Here is a 23193-nt window from a genome sequence, read left to right on the forward strand (position 1 = left end):
ATTAATTACGGAAATTTTTCCCATTACTTTGTGGCTCGAAATAATTTTTTTTCATCATTTGTGTTTTTACCTTCTTGCAGATCCAATTTGCGAGAAGGTTTTTTTATTCATTTCCCAGCAGGACACCTGAAACATTCCAGGAGCTGAAACTGTTTCCTTCGGTTGGTCCCTGAGGGATTTTTACCTGAATGGTATGTTTTCCGGCTTTAAGATCTCCAAGAGAAATAAAATCAGGATTCGTAATAGTTCCGGGGCACCAGTTTGAGCGGCTTAGGTCTGATGAAGACAGTCCGTCGCCAAAATTTCCGGATGCCGGATTATAAAGCCGGTAAGAACCGCAGTCTGATCTCCACGGAATAAAAGAAAATACCTTATTTCCGTCTAATAATACCGTATTGGTTTTCGGAACAAATTCATCACCATTTTCCCAGCCTCCGTGTCCGGTGGTAATATATCTCAACTGCGCATTTTTAAGATCTTTTGTTAAAGTAAATTCCACCATTAAGCCTTTGTCCTGGCTGAACATTGTAGAATAGTCCTGTCCTGCCATTTCCATAATATTAAGCGTATTGAATAAGGGAATCACCGTATTGTTTTTATGGATAGTCTGGTCGCTTTTATGGATGGTGATTTCCAGGCTGATTTTGTGGCCACCTTTATCATAGTTTCCTATAAAAGTTCCGATCCACAATTCTTTGTCATTTAAAGCAGATTTCAGTTCAGTAATGTCCTGTCGGTATGGACTGGTTTTCTGCCAGGTTTTATCTTTAATCTGAAGATTATTGAATTTATTAATCCCGAAAGCGGTAAAGAAACGCATCATTTCCACCGCCGGATTATAATTTTCTGTTGCGGTAACGCCGAAATACTGCTTTCCGTTTCCGTTGTCGTACGCCGGAAGAGTTTTTACACCGTTTTCCAATCCGTCCAGAAAAGATTCTTTTTTATCCTGCGGAATAAAAAATACGGTCCCCGTTCTGTCGTAGGCATCTCCGTTGGACTGCTGTTTTAGCTCAACGAAGATATTGTCGCCTTCCTTTATTTTTGGGAATTTAATTTTTTTAAGGATAATAGTTCCGTTGGCAAATCTTTTAACCTCACCATCGGATTTTGAATCTCCGGAAAAGTTGATCGTTTCGTTTTCAAAAACTTTTAATGTGGTAAACCTGCTTTTCCAGAGCATGTCCTTGTAGCCCAGCTGATCCGTGGAAGTAACCTGGCTGCTGAGAATTTTATCAATATCCGTTTTCTTGATTTTTTTAATCGAACTGGCGGATAAAAGTGAATTTTTATTTCTTTCAATTTCCAGCACAAAACCTAAACTTTGTCCCAGTACAGAGGGGCCACCGTTAATCTTAAGATCAGTGGTATACCAGATTTCGATGGTATTGGAATTAATTTTGGTTACTGCTTTTTTGCAATTGTAGCCTAAAATTTTCTTTGTTTCATTTGTGAATTCAAAGTTTTGTTTATTTACAGATTCAGCATCGGATGTAGAAATAATTTCGTCCGGTTTCAAAAATGCATAGGAAATTACGGTATTGGAAGGTTTTTCAATTTTGGTGATTTCAAACGGGAATTCCGCTTTTTGTTCTCTGATTTTGGTATTCAGAATAAAATTTTCCTTTTCGTTGGCCCAAACCAGCGTGGCAGACTGATTGGGAATTACTTTTCCATTATATGAATTGATGTACTGGACCTCATAGGTTTGTGAAAAAGATAGTAATGATAATACAATGAAAAAACTGAGTGAAATTTTTTGAAACATATTGGATTAATCGTTTTTACAAAGATAAATTTTATATCTGTTGCGGATGTGCTCAAATAAAAAAACTACCCTGATTTCAGAGTAGTTGTATTTTGGTATGTTATTAATCCTAAGAAACTCTTTCGATCAGAGCCATATAAAATCCGTCGTAGCCTTCGCTGGGCATTACCTTTTCATCCTTGATCATTTTGAAATTCGGATTATGTTTCAGGAACTCTTTTACCTGCTCATTATTTTCGGATGGTAAAATAGAACATGTTGCATACACCATTTTTCCTCCTTTTTTTAGCATTTTAGAATAATCCTGAATAATCTGCTGCTGTTCTTTTTTGATGCGGTCTATAAAATCCTGATCGATTTTCCATTTGCTGTCCGGATTTCTTTTTAAAACACCAAGTCCTGAACAAGGTGCATCAATCAATAAACGGTCAGCTTTGTCGTGAAGTCTTTTAATTACTTTATTATCTGTAATCAGACGGGTTTCAATGTTATGGGCTCCGGCTCTTTTTGCGCGTCGTTTCAGCTCTGCAAGCTTCCAGTCGAAGATATCTAATGCGATGATTTGCCCTTTATTGCCCATTAATGCGGCAAGATGGAGTGTTTTTCCGCCGGCTCCGGCACACGCGTCCACTACACGCTGGCCTTCTTTTACATCAAGGAAATACCCGATTTTTTGTGAAGAAGCATCCTGAACTTCAAACAAACCTTCTTTAAAGGCAGTAGTAAGAAAAACATTTTTTTTCTCCTCCAGCTGTACTGCATCGGGATAATTTCTTACCGGATAAGAGGTGATATTTTCGTCCGCAAGATCAGAAATAAGTTCTTTAGTGGTAGTTCTTAAAGAGTTAGCTCTCAAAACAGTCGGCGCCTGTTCATTTAAGGCATACATTTCTTTTTCCCATTTTTCGCCCAGTTCTTTTTCAAGAGTTTCGGCAAGCCATTCCGGAATTGAATGTTCAATGGCTTTTGTGGGAACGGTTCCTTTTTTCAGTTTTGTAAGAATGTCGGCAATTTTTATTCCGTCAAATTCTTCAAATTTTTTATAATTGGTTTTGCTCCACAGAAGGTAGGCAATCATCAATTTATAGACATTGTTGGGTTTCACGCCTTCTCCCATGTAATATTCAAGGCGCTTTTTCCAACGGATGATATTGTAGAAAATCTCAGAAACAACGGCTCTGTCCTGGCTTCCCCATTTTTTGTTTGCTTTTAAAAGTCTTTCGATTACTTTATCGGCATATTTATTTTTCTCAAAAAATGTTTCCTGTAAGGCATCGTGAATTCCGATGGCTAAGTTTCTGTGAATAAGTTCCATAATTGGTTCTGCTATTTTGAATCTGCAAAAATACGAATTAAAGTTGAGAATGTCAGGCTGAAAGTTTTAAGGTCGCGGAATAAGGATTAAAACAAAATTTTATTATTAGGTATTTGCAGCCTAAATCTAATGTTCCGGATATATCTCATGTTTTTAGATTTTAATTAAAAACATTAAAAAATTACCTTTGCAAAAAAATTAATACAATGAGTGATTCTGTACTTTGTCCGAAATGCGGCTCCGAATTTACCTATCCTAGCGATAATGTAATGGTTTGTTCACAGTGTTTTTACGAATGGAATCCTGAAGAAACAACTGCAGGGGCATCAGATTCGGGAAAAATTTTAGATTCAAATGGTAACGAACTTCAGGACGGAGATTCGGTGGTTGTTATCAAAGATCTTCCGGTAAAAGGAGCGCCGAAGCCGGTGAAAGCAGGGACGAAAGTAAAAAACATCCGTCTGAGACCAGACAGCGATCATAATATTGACTGTAAAATAGATGGTTTTGGTGCAATGGCCCTGAAGTCTGAATTTGTGAAAAAGGCATAAAAAAAGGAAAGAATTGGACAGTGTAATCTTTCAAAAAACTAGATTGCAGGAATGCTAATTTTCGTTTTAGGAGGCAGAAAGAGAATTAACCAAAAATTTCCTTATGCTGTGGAAGTACAAATGTAATGAAAACTTTTAAACGAGGTTCTTACATTTGTATTTTTTTTATGCACAATTCCACAATAAGTATTGGGAAATGTGTTGTTTATAGTTGTAAAGCGTAAAATTCAAAGTGTTTAATAAAAGATTTTCAGAAGCTTTTAACTATATTTTTTATTATTTTTTAGGAGCTTTTGATTACATCGAAAAGCAAAATATATTTTATTGGAAGCTTTTTCCCGCTCTCCGCACTCGCTATTTTCTTGATTTTGGCTGCGGCGGCTTCGCCGCCGCAGCCAAAATCAAGAAAATGAGCTCAAACAGATGCTTCGATCGGGGCTAGGGTATCAGTCATTTTTCAGTTTTAGTCGGAAAAGGAAAAATAGATTAATCAAATGTAATGTTCACTGACTTTTCGATTTGCCGATCGGTGTACATAATCAGTTCTTTATTCTTTGTCATTATTTTATTCCAGTAATGATTTCCGGCAAAACGGCTTTCCAGGACTTCCGCTTCAATACCATTTTCCGAAAGTTTTATTTCTTTGGGATAATAAGAAAATTTCGGAAGCTGAAAAACGGCAATTTCATCTGTATTGAAAATATTGACTTCACCAAACATCTTTGCAACATAAGAGTTGTAAGGATTTTTAAAGGTCTCTTCGGGACTTGCTTTCTGAATGACCTCTCCGTTTTGCAATACGACAATCTCATCCAGCCATGGAATGATATCCTGGAGCTCATGTGTAGAAATAATCAGTGAAATATTTTGTTGCTTAACATATCGGAATAACTTTTCACGAAGTTCGATTTTTCTCGGAAAATCAAGATTACTGAAAGGCTCATCAAGGATCAGCAGTTTCGGAAGAACGGAAAGAGCCCGTGCTATGGCCACCCGCTGCTGCTGTCCGCCACTCAGGTATTTCGGGAGAACATTAGCGAATTCTTGCAGGCCTACAACTTCCAGCAATTCTGAAACAGTTTCTTTTTTCTTTGTTAAATTGATATTAGAAATAAATTTGCCTACGTTTTCAGCTACGGTTGCATAAGGCATCAGGTCAAAATTCTGGGCAACAAACTTCATTTTAGCTTCTCCGGGAACCAGGTTTCCTTTAGGTCCGTGCAATTTTTCGCCATCAAAAACAATAGTACCGCTCTGCCAGTCGAGAAGTCCGTAAATCAGGCTTAACAAAGTCGATTTTCCGCAGCCGCTTTCCCCTGCAAGCGCGATGATTTTCCCTTCGTCAAAATGCAGGTTAAGGTTCTGAAACAAAGGTTTTTCTATAGAATATGAAAAGAATAGATTATTTATTTCTAATAGCATAATACAAATGTAATGAATTGAAATCTTTCTAGGAAAGAACAATTTTTTTTATTATTTTAGCAGGAGTAACAAAATTTAAAAAATTATGAAAAGAAAGCTATTTTCGGTAGTTTTTTCTGCTTTTCTGGCTTCATTTATCATCGTTTCCTGCAAAAAGGAAAAACCTGTAACCGGTGAAAGTAATGAGGTGGTAACTGCTAAAGATGGTGCCCAGTTTGCAGTCGATACTTTAAACAGCAAAGTAGAGTGGAAGGGATATAAAATATTTAAATCTGAAAATACAAGCCATTTCGGAATCATTAAGTTTGAAAGCGGAGATGTAATCGCAAAAGACGGTAAACTGCAAAGCGGAAAATTTGTAGCGGATATGACTTCTCTCACTTCTGAAGATCTTAAAAAAGATGCCGCACAAATGGAAAAACTTAACGGTCATCTCAAAAGCGGAGACTTTTTTGAAACAGAAAAATTTCCTACAGCATCTTATGAAATTACAAAGGTTTCTCCTTTGGCAGAAGGTGATTATAATACTGTACTGGATGGAAATTTAACCATTAAAGGCATCACAAAACAAATGCAGTTCAAAGCAAACGTATCCGTTAAAGACGGTGTGGTAAGTATTGCTACGGAACCTAAAGACATCAGCAGAAAAGAGTTTGGTGTTGAGTTTCAGAGTCCTGTCGAAAACGGGGTGATTAAAGATGAGATTACGCTCCAGATCAATGTAAAGGCATTGGAAAAAAAATAAGGATGATCCAGTCTTTCTTTTTAAAAGAAAAAGATATTTTTTATTTACTTGAAAATTGATTGAAATCTGCTCTTAACAGGAGCGGATTTTTTTAACAATTTAAGGAAAAATATTTCGCCGAAAAACCGTATTTTTGCAAAACATTCTGAAAGGGTAAAACAATGATAGAAAAGATAGAAGAGTTACTGGTTGAAGTAAACAGTTTCAATGCTACATCAAAAGAGGAGATTGAAAACTTCCGTATCAAATACAATGGAAAGAAAGGAATTCTGAATGATTTTTTTGAAAAATTCAAGGACGTTCCGAATGACCAGAAGAAAGATTTCGGACAAAAGATCAATACTCTGAAACAGGCAGTTAATGTAAAACTGGAGGATTTGAAAAATGCTTCAGCATCTTCTGTTATAGTTGAAAAGGAAGATCTTACGAGACCTGCCTTCCCTCTGGATCTGGGTTCAAGACATCCCATTAATCTGGTGAAGAACAGAATTATCGAGATTTTTAAATCTATTGGTTTTGCCGTAGCAGACGGACCCGAGATTGAAGACGACTGGCATAACTTCACCGCACTGAATCTTCCGGAATACCATCCGGCCAGAGACATGCAGGATACCTTTTTTATTGAGCAGAATCCTGATATTCTTTTAAGAACGCATACCTCTTCAGTACAGATCCGTTACATGGAAGAAAATCAGCCGCCTATCAGAATTCTTTCTCCGGGAAGGGTTTTCAGAAATGAGGCGGTATCTTCGCGGTCGCACTGTATTTTTCATCAGATCGAAGGTTTGTATATTGATAAAAATGTGAGTTTTGCAGATCTTAAACAAACGATTCAGTTTTTCACTACAGAGCTTTTTGGAAAATCAAAAATCAGATTGAGACCTTCTTATTTCCCTTTTACAGAACCAAGTGCAGAAATCGATGTATACTGGGGATTAAATTCTGAGACCGATTACAGAATTACCAAAGGAACCGGATGGCTTGAAATTATGGGCTGCGGAATGGTAGATCCTGCTGTTCTGAAAAATGTAAATATAGACCCTGAAAAATATTCCGGTTATGCCTTCGGAATGGGAATTGAAAGAATTGTGATGCTGCTCTATCAGATGAGTGATATCAGAATGTTTTTTGAAAATGACATCAGAACACTGGAACAGTTCAAGAGTCTTTAATGAAATTAAATAAAATATATAAAATCCTGTAAATTATTTTATGGGATTTTTTATTATTTTTACATTTAAATTACGCAGATGGTTGAAAAGATAAGTTTTAGATTAAGGAAATTCATTCACTACTCTTTGATTTTATGTATATTACTTATACAGTTTCTGATTGCGGGCTTTTTCTACAATGAGTTCATTACAAAGAAAAATTTAAAGTTTATTGAAAGTCAGCTAAAAGAGATTCATTCCCTGGAAAAGCTCACAAATAATTCTAAAAAAGAATTGTTAAACGCACAGGTTGACTTTCAGAAATATGTCTCTAATAATGATAAAAAATATCTGGACTTATATTTTAAATCTTTACATAAACTTGATAAGAATCTGGACAGTATCGACAGTTATAAAAATAAATATCCTAGATTAAAAAACATACTGATTTTAGAAAATAAAAATTCTCCAAAGGTTCAAAGGCTGAAAAACCTTATTGATTCCGTGCATGAATATTCTACCAATACAAGCCTTAAAAGACCCTATGTTTTTCCCGAAATCAGAAAGTATGATCTTGATTATAATTTTGATAAGTTTAATATAGAAAGGAAAACCTATTCTGATACGATAAAGAAAAAAAGATTTTTCGGGCGTTTAAGAGATGCAATATCCGGAAAAGAAAATGTGCGCAAAGACAGTATTGTTGTAACCATGAAACAAGGAATTAATCCCAATACAGCACTCATAAAAGCTGAATTTGACAGTATTTTGGATGTAGTTAATAATCATTATAAAGTACAGGTTAAATATATGCAGACCAATGTTTTACGGAAAGAAAGCAATAGTACTGCTTTTTATAAAATATTCGGTAATCTGCTAATGTATGGAAATAGTGTCATGAATATTTATGACTATGCCATCAAGAATTCTAGGGCAGATCTGGAAAAAGAATATTATCGACAAAACTCTGCAAATAACCGCATCAGGACGAATCTTATTTTCGGAGCAATGATTCTTATGCTTATAATCTCTGTTCTTATTATGATGCTTACAGGTGTCGCTTTTTCTTATGAAAAGAAATTAAAAGCAGCTAATCTTCAGATCAAAGCAAATCTTGAATTTAAAAACCGGGTTTTGGGAATGTTAAGCCATGAGTTAAGGGCTCCGTTGAAAATTATCGGTATTCTCATTAATAGAATCAGTGAGAAAACGGATGATAAAGAAATCAAAGAGTATCTTAAATCTATTGGTTTTACCAGCAATACGTTATTGCTCCAGGCAAATCAGATTCTGGAATATACTAAAAACCAGCATGTAAAAAATAAACTCATTCCGGTTACTTTTAATCTCAATAGCCAGATCACATCTATATTAAGCTCCATTGAAAATTATATAGAAACAAGAAACAATACATTTGTGGTGAATAAAGCGATCAATCCGGACCTGATGGTGTATTCGGACAATGCTAAAATCGCCCAGATTTTTATGAATATTCTTGGCAATGCCAATAAATTTACAGAGAACGGGCAAATAACTGTTACTGTAAAAACTGAAATTACAGAAGAATCTGTAGTCACTTTAACAACAGAAATTATTGATACCGGAGTTGGAATCGCAGAGTCTGATCTTAAAAAAATATTTGAACCTTATTATCAGGGTGTTTTATCAGATGATATCGAAAATATTGGTGCAGGTCTGGGTCTGAACTTATGCAAGGAACTGATAGAACTCTACGATGGGCAGATTTCGGTTCAAAGCGAACCGGGAAAAGGTACAAAGGTTTATTTTTCTCTTAATTTAAAAGTCAGTTATGATAAATAAGGATGAAGAAAAACTATTTTTTCTGCTGGCAGATGATCATATGCTCATTCGGCAGGGAATGATATTTATACTGGATGCTGCGGGAATCAATTATGAAGCCTTTCATGCATCAAATTTCCGGCAGATCAGAGAATGTATCAATGATAATCCCATTCATATCGCGATAATCGATGCTCATTTTCCCGAAGGAAACAGCCTTCAGATAATAACAGAAATCAAAGAAAAAAAACCGGAAATTAAAATTCTCATTTTTTCCGGAATTGATGAGAATATACATGCTCTTAAATATCTGAATGCAGGAGCAGACGGATTCCTGAGTAAACTTAGTGAGGAAAAAGAGATAGAGGAGGCAATATTCTCAATAATTGAGAAAGGTGAATATATTTCCCCCGTAACGCAGGCCTTGCTGATGAATTCACTTAATAATCGCAATCTGGTTAATCCACTGCTGTCTTTAACAGAAAGAGAACTTGAAATCGCACGCATGTACGCTGCCGGTTACGGCAATCTCGAAATTGCAAACATGCTGGACGTGAAGCAAAATACCATCAGTACAATTAAAAAAAGAATGTTTAAAAAGCTTAAAATTGAAAATATCGTTAAGCTGATTGAGCTAGTTAAAAATCATTCCTAATAGGGTTGTAGAAAAATATCTACAATTGTGTCGATATATATCTAATGTTTTTTTAGTGATTCTATATCCATGGTGCAATATCTTTGTACCATAATAATCAGCTGTTATTACCCTGTAAAACAATCTTTGATTCTGAAAACACAAATGATGAAATAAAAAAAGAATCAAGGATTAAAAAAACGCAAATGATGATTTAAGTATATCTTCGGGGAAGTGGATCTGCTTATTATCAAATGCAAAAAAAGACCTCCGGAATTTTCGGAGGTTTTTCTTTTATTACTGATTTTTGTTCAGAGTTTTATTTTGTAAATTTTAATGGATATTTTACATTGCTGTATCCGTCAATACTGGCCTTTAGAGAACCTACGGCGAGCTCTGCTTTTAGAAGTATCGGGAGGTGATTTGCATCGTTGGAAACCCACATCACCACACCTTCTTTTTCTTTAAAAACCCTTCCGCTTTTTACAGATGGAATAATTTTTAAACAATTAATAGTACCGAACTTAGTCTTAAGATTCTCTGTACCGGTAACCTTTAGCTGAAAAGGAAACATTTCATCATCAATCCAGACATTCATATTAATTACCGTTCCCACTTTCAGTTCAGCGGGGCTTTTACTTCTTAAATAATAGAAACAGGAAAGCATATCTTGTACTCCTTTCACAGATTTTATAACCTTGGAACCGTTGGCAGGCGTTTTTTTATCTGTAAGAACCAAAGTATTATTATCATGATTAAAGGTTGTTTCAAGATGCTGACGATAGCTTCCCTCTTTTACATTTCTTACATAAAAACTCGGAAGTTCGGTATTCATATTAATATAACTTTCATAAAGGTCATCAACCTTAAAAAACGCTCGTACCGCTCCTGTAGTCTGCCCCGTTCCCTTTACGTACAAATGCGGAACTCCTCTGTAGGCACTTTTTTTTGCTGTTAAATTAGCAGTTCCCGCATTAAGAAAACCGTAATGGATTCGCAGGCTGATAGACTCACCATCTGCAATATTGGTGATCTGACTAAAACTTAATGTAAACAGAAACACCAAAATAATACTCAAAAATTTTTTCATACTCAAAATTTTACAAAAACACTGCCAAATAAAAACAACTCCGGATTTCAAAATCTATTTGATAAATCTCAGTTTTTTATTTAGACTGAATTAAATATGCTTCGCATTAAAATTAGTAAATTTGCAGCCACAAGTATAATTAAATTATCTTATTATTATGATAACGACCGATATATTGATCATAGGAGCCGGACCTACCGGGCTATTTGCCGTATTTGAAGCAGGTTTACTAAAAATGAAGTGCCATATCATTGATGCACTTCCACAGCCGGGAGGACAGTTGGCCGAGCTTTATCCAAAAAAACCTATTTTCGATATTCCGGGTTATCCATCTGTAAATGCAGGAGAACTTATTGATAATCTGATGGAACAGATTAAGCAATTTCAGCCGGGCTTTACCTTAGGAGAAACCGCTGTTTCCTACACAAAAGTTGATGACGAATGGTTTGAAGTAATTACCAATAAGGGAACTGTTCACCGCGCAAAAGCAATTGCTATTGCAGGAGGTTTGGGAACTTTTGAACCCAGAAAACCAACCATCGAAAATATTTCCGATTACGAAGAAAACGGACTTGAATATTTTGTAAAAGAACCTGAACATTTCAGAAATAAAAAAGTAGTGATTGCCGGAGGTGGAGATTCTGCACTGGACTGGAGTATTTTCCTTTCCAATGTGGCAAGCGAAGTAACGCTGATTCACAGAAGAAACGAGTTCCGTGGTGCTTTGGATTCCGTGGAAAAAGTTCAGGATCTTAAAAACCAGGGGAAAATAAAATTAATTACACCTGCTGAAGTTACCGCCATTAAAGGTGATGGAAAAGTGGAGGCGATTACCGTAGCCGTTGACGGACAGGATCCTTATGATATCGAAACAGATTATTTTATTCCGCTATTCGGATTGACGCCAAAATTGGGTGAGATCGGAAACTGGGGATTGAATATTGAGAAAAATGCAATCGTGGTAAACAATGCTTTAGATTACCAGACGAATATCGACGGAATTTACGCCATCGGAGATATCAACACCTATCCTGGAAAACTTAAACTAATTCTTTGTGGCTTCCATGAAGCTACGTTAATGTGTCAGAGTGTATACAACAGGTTGAATCCGGGCAAGAAATTCGTTTTAAAGTACACAACGGTAAGCGGAGTAGACGGATTCGACGGAAGCCGAAAAGAAGCGGAGAAAGCAGTTGTGAAAAAAATTGACTAAATTTGTTGTCTGTTGACGGTTAATGTTGAAAAATGACCGCCATCAACCATTAACAAAGAACTATCAACTAAAATGAGTGATATAAATATAAAAATCACCGACCGGGAAGGTGTTACCCACGATGTGGTAGCTCCCACCGATATGTCGATGAATTTGATGGAGATTATCCGTTCTTATGAACTTGCAGAAGAAGGAACCATCGGCGTATGCGGAGGAATGGCAATGTGTGCTTCTTGCCAGGTCTATGTGATCAGCGATCCGGGACTGGAAGAAATGGGAGCAGAAGAAGACGCCATGTTAGGTGAAGCTTTTCATGTGCAGGACAACAGCAGATTGGGATGCCAGTTACATATTGTTCCGGAAATGGAAGGACTGGAAGTGGAAATTGCTCCTTATCCTTAGAAAATTTTATTTAAATTATAAAAGCAACACCCGAAGACTTTCTTCGGGTGTTGCTTCTATAATAGATTTATGTTTCATCCTTTGAAATCCATTTTCCCACCGTCGGAGCCTTATAATTCCTCATCATTTCCAGCAATTCATCAATATTATTACTGATCAGCAGCATATCGCGGTTAATTTGCTTTAAAAAGCCTTTTTCTACCATATTTTGAACAAGGTTTATTAGATCATCATAAAATCCGTCAATATTAAGAATGCCAATCGGTTTTTGATGAAGCCCGAGCTGTGCCCAGGTAATCATTTCGAAGAATTCTTCCAGCGTACCGTAACCTCCGGGAAGTACGATGACGCCATCACACAATTCATTCATTTTGGTCTTTCTTTCATGCATGGTTTCAACCAGAATCAGTTCGGTAAGCTGTTTGTGCGCAATTTCTTTGGATTGTAGAAAATAGGGAAGAACGCCCATCACTTTTCCTCCGGACTGTAAAGCTCCATCAGCAACAGCACCCATCAGACCGACATTTGCGCCGCCGTAGATCAGTTGTATATTGTTTTTTGCCAGTGTTTTTCCCAGCAAAACTGCCTGTTCTTTATAAATGTCTTCCGAACCAAAACTTGATCCGCAGAATACGGTGATGCTTTTCATGGTTAAATTAGAATTAAATTTTTCTTTTTTGAGGAGATTGTCTGTTTGAGAAGAAAGATAAAATTTCAACATCGCTATCATTTACACGATAATACATAGTGTTAAATTGCAGAATAATTGCCTTGTAAACATCTTTGGTTTCGGATACAGGAAATATAAAAGGATTTTGAGATATAATTTCTATCGAACTTTCAATTTTATGAGAAAGTTTTCTGATTTCTTTATCTGTAAAATTATTTTGAAGATAATCTATGGTTTGTTCTAATTCCTTTAAAGCATTTGGAGTCCAGAAAATTTTATAACCACTTTCCATATAACTTTCTGGCTTCGGAATGAGGTTTTAATTCTTCATTATCAGCTTCGGATATTCCCTTTTCAATAGATTTTTTCTCTTCTTCCGAAATCGCATTCCACCAGTCTTTAGTTTCCTCTTTTCTAAATTGGATCAATTTTTTTATAATAGAAGTATCCTCCAATGTAGACAACCATTGAATTAATTCAAGTTTTTCATTGAGAGTCTGTGTGTTCATAATTGGTATTATTTATTCAAATTTAAAAATTTAAAATAAAAATCTATAAAGATTTAGAAACAAAAATATCCAAAATCAAAATAATTTTGGATATTCAATATAGCAATTTTACAATTCTATTTTAAAGGAATATTGGCTAGAATATCTTTCGTAAAACTCCAGAATTTCTGTGCAGAAGGAATATTCGCTTTTTCATCAGGCGAATGTGCCCCTCTGATTGTAGGCCCAAAACTCACCATTTCCATTTCCGGATAATTAGCTCCGATAATTCCGCATTCAAGGCCGGCATGACAGGCAACAACATGAGGCTTTTCTCCGAACTTTTCAGCATAGATGTTTTCCATCAGCTTTACAATTTCCGAACCGGGCTTCGGTTTCCATCCTGGATAAGAACCGCTGAATACGGTTTTCATTCCTGCAAGCTCAGCAACGGATTTTAGCTGCTCTGCTACAGAATCTTTTGAAGATTCTACGGAAGATCTTGAAAGGTTTAAAATTTTCAATGCACCCTCTTTCAATTCTACTCTTGCCACATTGTTGGAAGATTCCACAAGATCTTTTACATCAGGGCTCATTCTGTAAACACCGTTGTGAAGTGACTTCAGCGTAAGGATGATTTTTCTTGAATCTTCTTCGGAAAGGGCTTTTTCTGAAGTGGTTGAACTTTCAATGTTGATATGAAGATTAGGCTCTACGGTTGCAAACTCTTCAATAATTTCTTTTTTCAGTCCGTTGGTTACCTCATCGATGAATTCCTGGGCATTTCTTACGGAAACAATGGCCACCGCTTCTCTTGGAATAGCATTTCTCAGTCCGCCACCATCGATGGAGATCAGCTGAATATTTTCTTTGTCGAGTGCTTTATAAAGAACTCTGCCCAGAATTATATTGGCATTACCGAAACCTTTGTGGATATCCATTCCGGAATGACCACCCTGAAGGCCTTTTACTTCAATTCTGATGATTTGTCCTTTTGCTACTTCCGTATTATAGTCCTGTGAAATAGTAACGTCAATTCCGCCGGCACAGCCGATATCAATTTCGTCGTCTTCTTCCGTATCAAGGTTTAGGAGAATCTGCCCGGTCAGCTGTCCGGGTTTTAAACCTAAAGCTCCTGTCATTCCGGTTTCTTCATCGATCGTAAAAAGAGCTTCAAGATCAGGATGCGGAATATCCGTGCTTTCCAGGATTGACATAATAGTAGCGACTCCCAGTCCGTTATCGGCTCCCAGAGTGGTCCCTTTCGCCTTTACCCAGTCTCCATCCACTTCCATTTTGATGCCTTCCGTTTCAAAATCGAAATTAACATCGTTGTTTTTCTGGCATACCATATCCAGGTGTGATTGAAGAACTACAGATTTGCGGTTTTCCATTCCCGGTGTTGCTGGTTTTTTGATAATTACATTACCCGTTTCATCAACCGTAGTTTCCAGTCCTAAGTTTTCACCGAATTCTTTAATGAATGCAATTACTTTTTCTTCTTTTTTTGAGGGTCTCGGAACAGCATTCAGCCTGGAAAAATTCTTCCAGATAATCTGCGGTTCTATATTAGATAGCTCCATTGAAATTTATTTTTCTCAAAATTACAAAATAAAAAATGCTTCCGGATATCGGAAGCAGTATTTTTACCGGCAGCAGGAAGCTTTAGCATCCGCATTCACCATAGATTGGGATGTTTACAACAGTTCCGTCCGGTTTTTCAATGGTGAGCGTTCCTTCAAAGAGCAATGCCTCTTCACCTTTTATTTTTTTACCTTTTACGGAAATTTTATAATCATCATTTTCAATTTCCTTGCTCAGTACTTCATCAGCTTCCATATCACTTGAAGCGATAAGGTTTAAAGCGATTCTTTTGCCGTCAAGTTTCATGTATGCGGTTTTCCCGGCATCATCAGCGTAAATATATTTTTCGGCCAGAAAATCTGCTTTGCTTTTGGCAAAATAACATGAACATTCCTTGATTTCAGGAGGAAAAGGAAAGGTTTCGACAGCGATTTTCTTTGATGAAAGATCGGTAGCTACACTATCTTTAACTATGTTAGAAGAATCTACTGAAGCGGAATTCTGAGATCCCTGCTGTTCTTTTTTACAGGCAACCAACAGAAAAGCTGAAAAGAAAATGATAAAATATTTCATTGTTTGCGGTTATATAAGTTTATCCTCTTGCTCTTTCAAGAAGTGTCATCATTAATAAGGAAAGGATCACAAGGCTTTCTTCTTCATCATCAATATCGATGAGGCGATCAAGCTGAAATCTTCTTCCAAAAAATGACGGCATTTTTTTAAGTTTAAAATATTCTTTTCCGTCAATGCCGGTAACGGTGTAGGAAGGGTTCAGGAAGTATCCTGTAAATGCTCCGACAAGCGGGATTTCGCCTACCAGATGGTCAAAAAAACGTACCCATGCACTATCTTCCTGGATTTTGAATTTTGGCTGATCGTTGGCATCCAGAATATCATAGCTGGCTTTCCAAAAAGAACGCATTCCTTTTCTTGCCATTCTTCCGAAGTTTCTTCCGGTGGCAATTTCCGATAAAGAATAGGAAGCATTAAAATCAATCCACTGGTTGGCTCTGATCCTGAAAAGCTCTTTGGATTTGCTTTCATCATTAAAAACAATAACATCCTCCTTCAGCTTAAACATTTTCTGACGCACATACGCCACGTAGTTACCGTTTCTGTCCGTGATGTTAAAATCACTGGCCAATGTTGTAATCTTAAATTTAAAATCCAGCGGATAATTTAAATTGTTAAGTACCATTTCGTTTATTTTTCAAGTTAATATTTAGTGGATCAAAGATAATATTAATTGCTTTAAAACAGAGGGTATCTTAACGTCATTTAATTTAAAAAGTAATGATTTTATGAACATTTAAGATTAATTTAGGCTAAAACCTCGAAAGCTTCTTTCACCCCTGCACCAGGTTTTCCGGTAACCTTGAAAGTCTCCTGCACCCCTGCGACAAACTTTCCGGAGACCGGGAAAGCTCCCTGCACCCTAGTAACGACTTTTCCGGTAACCGGGAAAGTTCCTTTCACCCCTGCGGCAACCTTTCCGGAAAGAGAATTGCTTCGGAGCATTCTGAAAATATTCTGAATCTTTTTACTTATTTTTGTGTTATGGATTACCCTAGTAAAGTTTTGGCAAAAGCAGTGGACGAAATTTCCGGCCTCCCGGGAATAGGCAGAAAAACGGCATTGCGTTTAGCGCTGCATTTATTGAAGCAGCCGGCCTCCCGATCAGTAAGTCTGGGAAATTCTCTCATCAGTCTGGTAAATGATATCAAATACTGCAAAGAATGTCATAATTTTTCAGATTTTGAAGTGTGCGAGATCTGCAGCAATCCGAAAAGACATGACGAACTGATCTGTATCGTGGAAGATGTGCGGGATGTGATTGCTATTGAAAATACAGGGAAATATACAGGAAAATATCTGATTTTAGGTGGTAAAATTTCTCCTATGGAAGGTATAGGGCCCGGTCAGCTGAATATTCCGAGTATCGAAAAAAAGCTCAGTGAAGGTAGGGTAAAAGAATTTATTTTTGCTCTAAGCGCAACCATGGAAGGCGATACCACTGCGTATTATATTTACAAAAAATTTAAAAATTTTGATATCAACTTTTCCAGTATTGCAAGAGGTATTTCCGTAGGCGATGAACTGGAATATGCCGATGAGATATCACTGGGAAGATCAATTATCAACAGGCTTCCGTATAATGAAGAGAAGTCATAATCTTATATAAAATATTTAGAATATGATCTCTGTAATAATTCCTATGTTTAATGCTGAAAAAACGATAATCAGAGCTCTTGATTCCGTGAAAAATCAGGATTACGATCTGCATCAGTTTGAAGTGATCATCATTAATGACGGATCCACGGACAGCAGTGCAAAACTGGCGGAAAACTACAGAGATAGTCATCCTGAATTGAATATGAAGATCATCAGCCAGGAAAACGGCGGGGTTTCCAAAGCCAGGAATGAAGGTATGAAAGCCGCAACAGGCCACTATATTGCACTTTTGGATTCGGATGATGAATGGCTTCCTGCAAAAACTCAAAAGCAGATGAAGTTCCTGGAAGATGAAAATCTGAATGTGGATTTTGTTACCAGCCTCAGAAACGGCGAAAAAATATGGTTTCCCTACAAAAAAAATGCAATCAATCTTGCCCGGATTACCCTGAGGAAATTATTGTTAAGAGTAGACGGGCAGACTTCTACAGCAATATTTAAAAGAAAAGTTCTGGAAAACACCGGTTTTTTTGATGAAAACCAGCAGTACTCTGAAGATGCCAATTACTGGATGAGAGTTTCCAAAAACAATTCCATGTATATTCTCGGGGAAGAACTGGTATTTACGGGAGGGGGAAAAAGATCTTTCGGAGTGTCGGGCCTTTCTGCAAATTTACCGGAAATGGAAAAAGGCATACAAAAAAACCTTAGGGAAATGTACCTCTCCGGCAGAATTCATTATTTTGAATATATTTTATTTTTTATATTCTCAAAATTGAAATATATTGTACGGATTTTTAAAACCAGCATATGATCTATAAAATCTTCTGGGCATTGAGGGCTGTTATCTATGCTCCCTTTTTCGGAAAATTCGGCTTTCCTTCATATTTGGGAAAACCGTTATTTTTGATGGGTACCCGAAAAGTTTTTATAGGCAAAAAAGTGCGTATCTTTCCGCATCTCAGATTGGAAGTGCACCGTAATGGCAATATTCATATAGAGGATGATGTGGTGATTTCCCAGAATGTGCATATTACTTCTGCGGGTGATCTTACTATCGGAAAAAGCTCACTGATACTGGCCAATGTTTTTATTACAAATATTGACCATGATTATCAGGAACTGAATAAACATATAGTGAAGCAGGAATACCTTGTAAGTGAAACGGTAATCGGGGAAAATTGCTATATTGGTATGGGAGCAGCCATCATGGCAGGTACCAGATTGGGTAAACAGTGTATTGTGGGAGCAAACTCCGTTGTGAAGGGAGCGTTTCCGGATTATTGTGTCATTGTGGGAGCTCCGGCTAAAATTGTTAAAAAATATAATTTGGAAACCCAAAAATGGGAAAAAGTAATATAAAAGTATGGAGAAGATTCTGATCACGGGAGGTGCCGGATTTATAGGAAGCAAGCTGTCTCTGGAACTTAAGAAAAAAGGATATGAGGTTACGGTTCTGGATAATCTTTCTTCTCAGATTCACGGAAAAAATCCGGAAGAAGACTCTCCCTTGTACAGGAGCATTTCAGGGAAAGTGAATTTTATCAAAGGGGATGTGGTAAATCCTGAAGACTGGGAAAAAGCAATTGACGGGCAGGAAGTAATTGTTCATCTTGCTGCAGAAACAGGAACAGGACAATCAATGTACCAGATAGAGAAATATACGGAAGTCAATGTTTCGGGAACGGCAATAATGCTGGATCTTCTGGTCAATAAACCTCACCGCGTAAAAAAAGTAGTGATTGCTTCTTCAAGAGCAGTATATGGCGAAGGGAAATATCTTCATCCGGAATTGGGATTAATTTATCCCAAACCAAGAAATATAGAAGAAATGCGCAATGGTATTTTTGAGATTATTTATCCAGATGGGCAGATGCTTCGTGCCTTGCCTACCGATGAAGAATCAAAAATACATCCTACTTCCATTTACGGAATCACAAAATATACCCAGGAGCAAATGGTGATGACAGCCTGCTCATCAATGGGTGTGGCACCGGTAGCAGTAAGATTCCAGAATGTGTATGGTGAAGGACAGTCTTTGCTGAATCCTTACACCGGTATTTTATCAATATTTTCATCACAGATCCTTAACGGTAATGATATCAACGTTTTTGAAGACGGAAACGAATCACGGGATTTCATTCATGTGGATGATGCTGTGAAGGCTACTATAAAGTGTATTGAAAATGATGCAGCTAATGGTGAGATTTTCAATGTTGGTACAGGGGTTTCAACTTCCGTGACTACCGTAGCGGAAAATCTCAGGAAATTTTACAATATCGATTTTCATATCAATGTATCAGGACAGTTTCGTTTAGGAGATATAAGGCATAATTTTGCAGACATCAGCAAAATAAAATCAAAGCTTAATTTCCAGCCGGAAATTTCTTTTGAAGAGGGAATGTCGAAATTTGCGAATTGGGTACTGCGGCAGAATATCCAAGATGTAAAATTCAAGGAATCTCTGGATGAAATGAAAGTAAAAGGACTTTTAAAATGATACATCTACATGGCAAAAAAATACTCTTTTTATCAGTCAGTTTTTTTAATTACGAAAAAGCCATAGTACGAAGGCTTTCTGAGTTGGGAGCTGAGGTGGATTTTTATGACGAGCGGCCTTCCAATTCAAACTTTTCAAAAGGAATTATTCGCTTTAATAAAAAGTTTTATCAGTTAAAAATAAAAGAATATTATAACCGGATTTTAAATGAAATTCAGGGCAATACCTATGATTTTTTCTTTCTGATTAAAGGAGAAGCTATTCCTTCCTTTTTTCTTGAAAAAATAAAGGAGCGTAATCCTGAAATGGAAATGATCTATTATAATTTTGACCCATTGAAGGAATATCCTGATCTCATTTCAAATCTTATTTATTTTGATAAAAAATTTACTTTTGAATATAACGATTCAGTAAAATATAACCTGAATTTCAGGCCATTGTTTTATCTGGATGAATATGAAAACCTGAATCTGAACCCTCAACCGCCACAGTATGATGTAGTGTTTATCGGTAGTGCTCATACAGACCGGTATATAGTGGGGGAGAAAGTGAGGACTATTGCGGATAGTCTTAATTTAAGATCTTATTTCTATTACTATGCAATGGGCAGATTTGCTTTTCGATTGAAAAAGATTGTTGATAAACATTTAAAGGAGTTTGATATTTCAAAAGTAAGTTTTGAAAAATTAAATCATCATCAGATTATTGATTTTTATAAGAAATCAAAAGCTGTTCTTGATATTAATAAACCTTTTCAGCATGGTTTAACGATCAGGACGTTTGAAGTTCTCGCTTCGGGAAGAAAATTGATCACAACCAATTCGGATATCAGGAATTACCCTTTTTACAATTCTGATAATATTCTGGTCATCGACAGGGAGGATATTCGGCTCGACCCTGAATTTTTCAAAACAGACTTCAAAAAAATAAATCCTGATGTTTTATATAAAATGTCCCTTGATTCCTTTATTGAATGCCTTTTCGGAGATTCGCAGGATGATTATTGGAATGCTTTCAGGAATAAAGCATAAGTTTTTAAACAGATAATATCCATATTATAAAAATAAAAAGCAACCCATAAGAGTTGCTTTTATTATATGAGAAAATTATTTGCTTATTTGGTTGGCGCAGGAGTCTGAGCCGGTGTTGTTGTCGTTGTAGTGGCAGCCGGAGCAGAAGATTGCTTAGCCGGAGCTTCTTTTGATACCGGTACCTGTGCAGGCGCGGCAGCGGAAGGTTTACCTGTAATCACAACGCTTAAAAGGATAAGAACGATAATCGTTGCTCCTAAAGTCCATGTTGCTTTTTCCATAAAGTCATTGGTTCTCTGTACACCAAACTGTGCAGAAGATGCTCCCCCGAAAGTACTGGAAAGACCTCCTCCTTTTGGATTTTGAGCCATAACAATGATTACCAGAAGAATACTGGCGATCATAATAAGAACCATCAATAGTATAAATATAGAATCCATTAATTTGATATCTTTTTGAATGGGCAAATTTAATCTTTTTTTACCGAATAGCAAAGAAAGATAGCGCCAAATTTGATAAAAATAAAAAACGGCAACAATTGTTGCCGTTTTTCTATAAAAATAAGAAGCCTTATTTAAAATCAGAATCTTTTGCCTGATTTATTTCATAAGATTTCACTTTCATGGTCATATCCATTCCCATTTGATTTACAGAGATCGTGTAAGGCATTTTTACTCCTGCAACATCTTTGTAATCAGAGAACGTAGTGGGAACACTTACTTCCTGTCCCTGTGCTTTAACGGTTCTTGTTTCTCCTGTTTTCAAACCCGTTTTTACACTGTAATAATAAGTTGTTTCAGGCCCTTTGATTGCATAAGAATCTTCTCCTCCTACTTTTTCAATCCCGGCTAATTTATATTCAGGAGATTTCGCGAAAGCCATTTCTTCAAAAAGCTCGGTATTTTTTTGCTTTTCGGCAATCTGTTCAGGCTTCATAGGAACTTTTTGTCCCATTTGCTCAGAATATCCTGTTTTTCCGTCAAATACCTGCTTCTGAACAACCTGTCCCATAGCGGTTACCTGTGTCATCTCTTTTCCACCCTGTGCCTTCATCATTTTCATGTCGATATTCTGACCCTGGATAGACATAGAAGCATTTACGGTGTAAGAAGAAATTTTAGAAAGGTTTGCTGTTCCTCCAATTGCAGTAAGATATTTATCTGCAACAGAAGCTACCGTTACGCTGGCGTCAACTTTCTGTGCCGTTGGTTTTGCTACAGGATTTGCATCTTTATCATAATATTTTACAGGATAACCCAGTTTTTCCAGTCCTTCAGAAATATCCGATGCTTTTCCGGCAATGAAAATTCTGCTCTTCGTTGGATAAATCGTAGAATTCACCGCACTGGAAACATCAGCAGCACTTACTTTATCGATTGATTTCAGATAATTGGTATAGAAATCGTCCGGAAGATCATAAATTTTCTGATTCAGGGCAAATCTTGCAATAGTTGCCGGCTGTTCAAGAGACATGATAAATGATCCTTTCAGTTTTGCTTTTGCGTTTTCAAGTTCTTCAGGCTTTACACTGGAAATACCGTTAAGCTCATTCATGAATTCCTTCACTGCTTTATCTGTAACCTCATTTCTTACGCTTGCGCTTGCGGAGAATTGTGGAGAATACTTACTTGCACTCATGTTGGAATAGGCTCCGTAAGTAAATCCGTTTTTCTCACGAAGGTTCATGAATAGTCTTGCTTCACCGCCACCGCCAAGAATATAGTTGGCAATGGTAGCCGGGAAGTAATTCGGGTCCTTCATCTTTAAATTGTTGATGTTGTTTACGGAAACCACAGACTGTACAGCGGTAGGTACGTCAACAACATCGATTTCTGTAGTGGCTACGTTGGATGCAGGCTCTACAGCATTAAGCGGAGTATTTGCTTTTTTCCAGCCGCTGAATGCTTTCTCGATCATTGGTTTTACCTTCTCGAATTTTACATCACCTACAATTACAAGATAAGCATTATCCGGAGCGTAATATTTTTTGTAAATATTCTGTACGTCTGCAAGCTGTATTTTCCCGATTGTTTCAACCGTTTCAAATTCTCCTCTTGAAGTATTCTTACCGTACATTAATGCATTGGATACTTTTGAAGCAATTGCAGATGCGTTTTTTTCTGAAGATTTTAATCCTTCAATCGCTCTTTCTTTAGAATCTTCAATTTCTTTTGCAGAAAATTTAGGATTAATGATCGCATCAGCCATTAAGCTTAATACCTGCGGAAAATATTTTGAAAGTGAATTTGCTGCAGCTCCGTTTGAAGAGAAGGAAAGATTGGCTCCAAGATAATCAACTTTCTTGTTGAAATCATCTTTACTCATTGTGGTCGTTCCGTTTTCAAACTGTTCTGCCATGATTTCGCTTACTCCGGCTACACTTCCTTCATAATAAGGAGGTCTGTCCATGGTAAGACTTGCGTTTACTCTTGGCAGTTTGTTGTTTTCCACAACCATTACCGTAAGACCATTGCTCAGTTGGAAAGTTTTTGGCTTTGCAATATTGATAGCGGGAGTTGGTCCCGGTTTCGGCATTGCATTAAGATCTATTTTTTGTGCTGAAATCGTTCCTGCGAATAAAAACGCTGCAGCTATATATGTTAATTGCTTTTTCATTTGTAAAAATTTAATTTTAATAATCAATAGTAACCGGATTA

At 36.8% G+C, this 23193-nt stretch carries 25 protein-coding genes; 12 read left to right on the plus strand and 13 right to left on the minus strand.

What is annotated here, in order from left to right:
• Window positions 1-103 precede the first annotated feature (103 nt).
• Both U9K52_RS18565 and U9K52_RS18570 read right to left on the minus strand, forming a co-directional pair.
• A complete protein-coding gene (locus U9K52_RS18565) occupies window positions 104-1768 on the minus strand; it encodes a GLPGLI family protein (RefSeq protein WP_322927708.1) in 1665 nt (554 codons plus the stop codon).
• Window positions 1769-1877: 109 nt separating this feature from the next.
• Window positions 1878-3083, minus strand: coding sequence for an RsmB/NOP family class I SAM-dependent RNA methyltransferase (locus U9K52_RS18570; RefSeq protein ID WP_263602445.1), 1206 nt, complete (start codon window positions 3081-3083; stop codon window positions 1878-1880).
• Between the two features lie 206 nt (window positions 3084-3289).
• On the opposite strand from U9K52_RS18570, the gene U9K52_RS18575 reads away from it, so the two are divergent.
• Window positions 3290-3634: a zinc ribbon domain-containing protein YjdM gene (locus tag U9K52_RS18575; RefSeq protein WP_248394577.1), complete on the plus strand. Its 345-nt coding sequence runs from the start codon at window positions 3290-3292 to the stop codon at window positions 3632-3634.
• Window positions 3635-4120: 486 nt separating this feature from the next.
• Here U9K52_RS18575 and U9K52_RS18580 read toward each other — a convergent pair whose 3' ends face one another.
• A complete protein-coding gene (locus U9K52_RS18580) occupies window positions 4121-5056 on the minus strand; it encodes an ABC transporter ATP-binding protein (protein WP_322927710.1) in 936 nt (311 codons plus the stop codon).
• A gap of 85 nt (window positions 5057-5141) precedes the next feature.
• On the opposite strand from U9K52_RS18580, the gene U9K52_RS18585 reads away from it, so the two are divergent.
• The 4 genes from U9K52_RS18585 (at window position 5142) to U9K52_RS18600 (ending at window position 9407) form a co-directional block, all read left to right on the plus strand.
• Window positions 5142-5801, plus strand: a complete 660-nt coding sequence (locus tag U9K52_RS18585) for a YceI family protein (protein ID WP_322927711.1) — start codon at window positions 5142-5144, stop codon at window positions 5799-5801.
• 161 nt (window positions 5802-5962) lie between these two features.
• Entirely contained in the window at window positions 5963-6973 is a 1011-nt protein-coding gene (gene pheS, locus U9K52_RS18590) for a phenylalanine--tRNA ligase subunit alpha (RefSeq protein WP_322927712.1), read from the plus strand.
• 78 nt (window positions 6974-7051) lie between these two features.
• Window positions 7052-8773 (plus strand): HAMP domain-containing sensor histidine kinase, encoded by a 1722-nt coding sequence (locus U9K52_RS18595; RefSeq protein WP_322927713.1) that lies wholly within the window; start codon window positions 7052-7054, stop codon window positions 8771-8773.
• On the plus strand, window positions 8763-9407 hold the full coding sequence (locus tag U9K52_RS18600) for a response regulator transcription factor (protein WP_248394567.1): 645 nt from the start codon (window positions 8763-8765) through the stop codon (window positions 9405-9407). Before U9K52_RS18595 ends, U9K52_RS18600 begins: the two co-directional genes overlap by 11 nt.
• 298 nt (window positions 9408-9705) lie before the next feature.
• Here the strand turns inward: U9K52_RS18600 and U9K52_RS18605 are convergent, their stop codons facing one another.
• Window positions 9706-10476 carry a DUF3108 domain-containing protein gene (locus tag U9K52_RS18605; RefSeq protein WP_322927714.1) on the minus strand — a complete coding sequence of 257 codons (771 nt, stop codon included), beginning with the start codon at window positions 10474-10476 and terminating at the stop codon, window positions 9706-9708.
• 157 nt (window positions 10477-10633) lie between these two features.
• On the opposite strand from U9K52_RS18605, the gene U9K52_RS18610 reads away from it, so the two are divergent.
• Both U9K52_RS18610 and U9K52_RS18615 read left to right on the plus strand, forming a co-directional pair.
• Complete coding sequence (locus tag U9K52_RS18610) at window positions 10634-11689, plus strand: NAD(P)/FAD-dependent oxidoreductase (RefSeq protein ID WP_322927715.1); 1056 nt, start codon at window positions 10634-10636, stop codon at window positions 11687-11689.
• Window positions 11690-11761: 72 nt separating this feature from the next.
• On the plus strand, window positions 11762-12091 hold the full coding sequence (locus U9K52_RS18615; protein WP_248394562.1) for a 2Fe-2S iron-sulfur cluster-binding protein: 330 nt from the start codon (window positions 11762-11764) through the stop codon (window positions 12089-12091).
• A 67-nt stretch (window positions 12092-12158) separates the two neighbouring features.
• On the opposite strand, the gene U9K52_RS18620 is transcribed toward U9K52_RS18615, so the two are convergent.
• The 7 genes from U9K52_RS18620 to U9K52_RS18650 form a co-directional block, all read right to left on the minus strand.
• Window positions 12159-12740, minus strand: a complete 582-nt coding sequence (locus U9K52_RS18620) for a TIGR00730 family Rossman fold protein (protein ID WP_322927716.1) — start codon at window positions 12738-12740, stop codon at window positions 12159-12161.
• A gap of 13 nt (window positions 12741-12753) precedes the next feature.
• Entirely contained in the window at window positions 12754-13053 is a 300-nt protein-coding gene (locus U9K52_RS18625; protein ID WP_248394559.1) for a type II toxin-antitoxin system RelE/ParE family toxin, read from the minus strand.
• Entirely contained in the window at window positions 13037-13270 is a 234-nt protein-coding gene (locus tag U9K52_RS18630) for a hypothetical protein (RefSeq protein WP_248394558.1), read from the minus strand. Before U9K52_RS18630 ends, U9K52_RS18625 begins: the two co-directional genes overlap by 17 nt.
• Window positions 13271-13386: 116 nt before the next feature.
• The gene (locus U9K52_RS18635) at window positions 13387-14832 is read right to left on the minus strand and encodes an aminoacyl-histidine dipeptidase (protein WP_322927717.1); all 1446 of its coding nucleotides are present in this window, start codon (window positions 14830-14832) and stop codon (window positions 13387-13389) included.
• A gap of 82 nt (window positions 14833-14914) precedes the next feature.
• A complete protein-coding gene (locus tag U9K52_RS18640; RefSeq protein ID WP_248394556.1) occupies window positions 14915-15406 on the minus strand; it encodes a hypothetical protein in 492 nt (163 codons plus the stop codon).
• Window positions 15407-15425: 19 nt separating this feature from the next.
• A complete protein-coding gene (locus U9K52_RS18645; protein ID WP_322927718.1) occupies window positions 15426-16031 on the minus strand; it encodes a hypothetical protein in 606 nt (201 codons plus the stop codon).
• Window positions 16032-16153: 122 nt separating this feature from the next.
• On the minus strand, window positions 16154-16351 hold the full coding sequence (locus tag U9K52_RS18650) for a hypothetical protein (RefSeq protein ID WP_263602455.1): 198 nt from the start codon (window positions 16349-16351) through the stop codon (window positions 16154-16156).
• Window positions 16352-16390: 39 nt separating this feature from the next.
• Between U9K52_RS18650 and recR the strand changes: the two genes are divergently transcribed.
• Genes recR through U9K52_RS18675 form a run of 5 tightly spaced genes read left to right on the plus strand, consistent with a single transcriptional unit; the run spans window position 16391 to window position 20536 of the window.
• Window positions 16391-17005, plus strand: a complete 615-nt coding sequence (recR, locus tag U9K52_RS18655; RefSeq protein ID WP_263602456.1) for a recombination mediator RecR — start codon at window positions 16391-16393, stop codon at window positions 17003-17005.
• Window positions 17006-17027: 22 nt separating this feature from the next.
• Window positions 17028-17819 carry a glycosyltransferase family A protein gene (locus U9K52_RS18660; RefSeq protein ID WP_312173494.1) on the plus strand — a complete coding sequence of 264 codons (792 nt, stop codon included), beginning with the start codon at window positions 17028-17030 and terminating at the stop codon, window positions 17817-17819.
• Window positions 17816-18367 carry an acyltransferase gene (locus tag U9K52_RS18665; protein WP_322927719.1) on the plus strand — a complete coding sequence of 184 codons (552 nt, stop codon included), beginning with the start codon at window positions 17816-17818 and terminating at the stop codon, window positions 18365-18367. The genes U9K52_RS18660 and U9K52_RS18665 overlap by 4 nt, the downstream gene beginning before the upstream one ends.
• A 4-nt stretch (window positions 18368-18371) precedes the next feature.
• Complete coding sequence (locus U9K52_RS18670; protein WP_248394551.1) at window positions 18372-19505, plus strand: NAD-dependent epimerase/dehydratase family protein; 1134 nt, start codon at window positions 18372-18374, stop codon at window positions 19503-19505.
• Window positions 19502-20536, plus strand: coding sequence for a hypothetical protein (locus U9K52_RS18675; protein ID WP_322927720.1), 1035 nt, complete (start codon window positions 19502-19504; stop codon window positions 20534-20536). The genes U9K52_RS18670 and U9K52_RS18675 overlap by 4 nt, the downstream gene beginning before the upstream one ends.
• 83 nt (window positions 20537-20619) lie before the next feature.
• Here U9K52_RS18675 and secG read toward each other — a convergent pair whose 3' ends face one another.
• A complete protein-coding gene (gene secG, locus U9K52_RS18680) occupies window positions 20620-20976 on the minus strand; it encodes a preprotein translocase subunit SecG (protein WP_263602461.1) in 357 nt (118 codons plus the stop codon).
• A 130-nt stretch (window positions 20977-21106) separates the two neighbouring features.
• On the minus strand, window positions 21107-23152 hold the full coding sequence (locus tag U9K52_RS18685) for a M16 family metallopeptidase (protein WP_248394547.1): 2046 nt from the start codon (window positions 23150-23152) through the stop codon (window positions 21107-21109).
• Between the last annotated feature and the right edge of the window lie 41 nt (window positions 23153-23193).

The sequence above is a fragment of the Chryseobacterium sp. MHB01 genome, assembly GCF_034651565.1.
Classification (GTDB): domain Bacteria; phylum Bacteroidota; class Bacteroidia; order Flavobacteriales; family Weeksellaceae; genus Chryseobacterium; species Chryseobacterium nepalense.

Bases quoted from the DNA above. Each gene is read 5' to 3' on its own strand.
- U9K52_RS18620 (WP_322927716.1), bottom strand. From the start codon at position 12,740: ATGAAAAGCATCACCGTATTCTGCGGATCAAGTTTTGGTTCGGAAGAC.
- U9K52_RS18675 (WP_322927720.1), top strand. From the start codon at position 19,502: ATGATACATCTACATGGCAAAAAAATACTCTTTTTATCAGTCAGTTTT.
- U9K52_RS18625 (WP_248394559.1), bottom strand. From the start codon at position 13,053: ATGGAAAGTGGTTATAAAATTTTCTGGACTCCAAATGCTTTAAAGGAA.
- U9K52_RS18605 (WP_322927714.1), bottom strand. From the start codon at position 10,476: ATGAAAAAATTTTTGAGTATTATTTTGGTGTTTCTGTTTACATTAAGT.
- U9K52_RS18570 (WP_263602445.1), bottom strand. From the start codon at position 3,083: ATGGAACTTATTCACAGAAACTTAGCCATCGGAATTCACGATGCCTTA.
- U9K52_RS18650 (WP_263602455.1), bottom strand. From the start codon at position 16,351: ATGCTCCGAAGCAATTCTCTTTCCGGAAAGGTTGCCGCAGGGGTGAAA.
- U9K52_RS18630 (WP_248394558.1), bottom strand. From the start codon at position 13,270: ATGAACACACAGACTCTCAATGAAAAACTTGAATTAATTCAATGGTTG.
- U9K52_RS18575 (WP_248394577.1), top strand. From the start codon at position 3,290: ATGAGTGATTCTGTACTTTGTCCGAAATGCGGCTCCGAATTTACCTAT.
- U9K52_RS18635 (WP_322927717.1), bottom strand. From the start codon at position 14,832: ATGGAGCTATCTAATATAGAACCGCAGATTATCTGGAAGAATTTTTCC.
- U9K52_RS18600 (WP_248394567.1), top strand. From the start codon at position 8,763: ATGATAAATAAGGATGAAGAAAAACTATTTTTTCTGCTGGCAGATGAT.
- U9K52_RS18645 (WP_322927718.1), bottom strand. From the start codon at position 16,031: ATGGTACTTAACAATTTAAATTATCCGCTGGATTTTAAATTTAAGATT.
- U9K52_RS18580 (WP_322927710.1), bottom strand. From the start codon at position 5,056: ATGCTATTAGAAATAAATAATCTATTCTTTTCATATTCTATAGAAAAA.
- U9K52_RS18660 (WP_312173494.1), top strand. From the start codon at position 17,028: ATGATCTCTGTAATAATTCCTATGTTTAATGCTGAAAAAACGATAATC.
- recR (WP_263602456.1), top strand. From the start codon at position 16,391: ATGGATTACCCTAGTAAAGTTTTGGCAAAAGCAGTGGACGAAATTTCC.
- pheS (WP_322927712.1), top strand. From the start codon at position 5,963: ATGATAGAAAAGATAGAAGAGTTACTGGTTGAAGTAAACAGTTTCAAT.
- U9K52_RS18670 (WP_248394551.1), top strand. From the start codon at position 18,372: ATGGAGAAGATTCTGATCACGGGAGGTGCCGGATTTATAGGAAGCAAG.
- U9K52_RS18565 (WP_322927708.1), bottom strand. From the start codon at position 1,768: ATGTTTCAAAAAATTTCACTCAGTTTTTTCATTGTATTATCATTACTA.
- U9K52_RS18685 (WP_248394547.1), bottom strand. From the start codon at position 23,152: ATGAAAAAGCAATTAACATATATAGCTGCAGCGTTTTTATTCGCAGGA.
- U9K52_RS18640 (WP_248394556.1), bottom strand. From the start codon at position 15,406: ATGAAATATTTTATCATTTTCTTTTCAGCTTTTCTGTTGGTTGCCTGT.
- U9K52_RS18610 (WP_322927715.1), top strand. From the start codon at position 10,634: ATGATAACGACCGATATATTGATCATAGGAGCCGGACCTACCGGGCTA.
- secG (WP_263602461.1), bottom strand. From the start codon at position 20,976: ATGGATTCTATATTTATACTATTGATGGTTCTTATTATGATCGCCAGT.
- U9K52_RS18595 (WP_322927713.1), top strand. From the start codon at position 7,052: ATGGTTGAAAAGATAAGTTTTAGATTAAGGAAATTCATTCACTACTCT.
- U9K52_RS18615 (WP_248394562.1), top strand. From the start codon at position 11,762: ATGAGTGATATAAATATAAAAATCACCGACCGGGAAGGTGTTACCCAC.
- U9K52_RS18585 (WP_322927711.1), top strand. From the start codon at position 5,142: ATGAAAAGAAAGCTATTTTCGGTAGTTTTTTCTGCTTTTCTGGCTTCA.
- U9K52_RS18665 (WP_322927719.1), top strand. From the start codon at position 17,816: ATGATCTATAAAATCTTCTGGGCATTGAGGGCTGTTATCTATGCTCCC.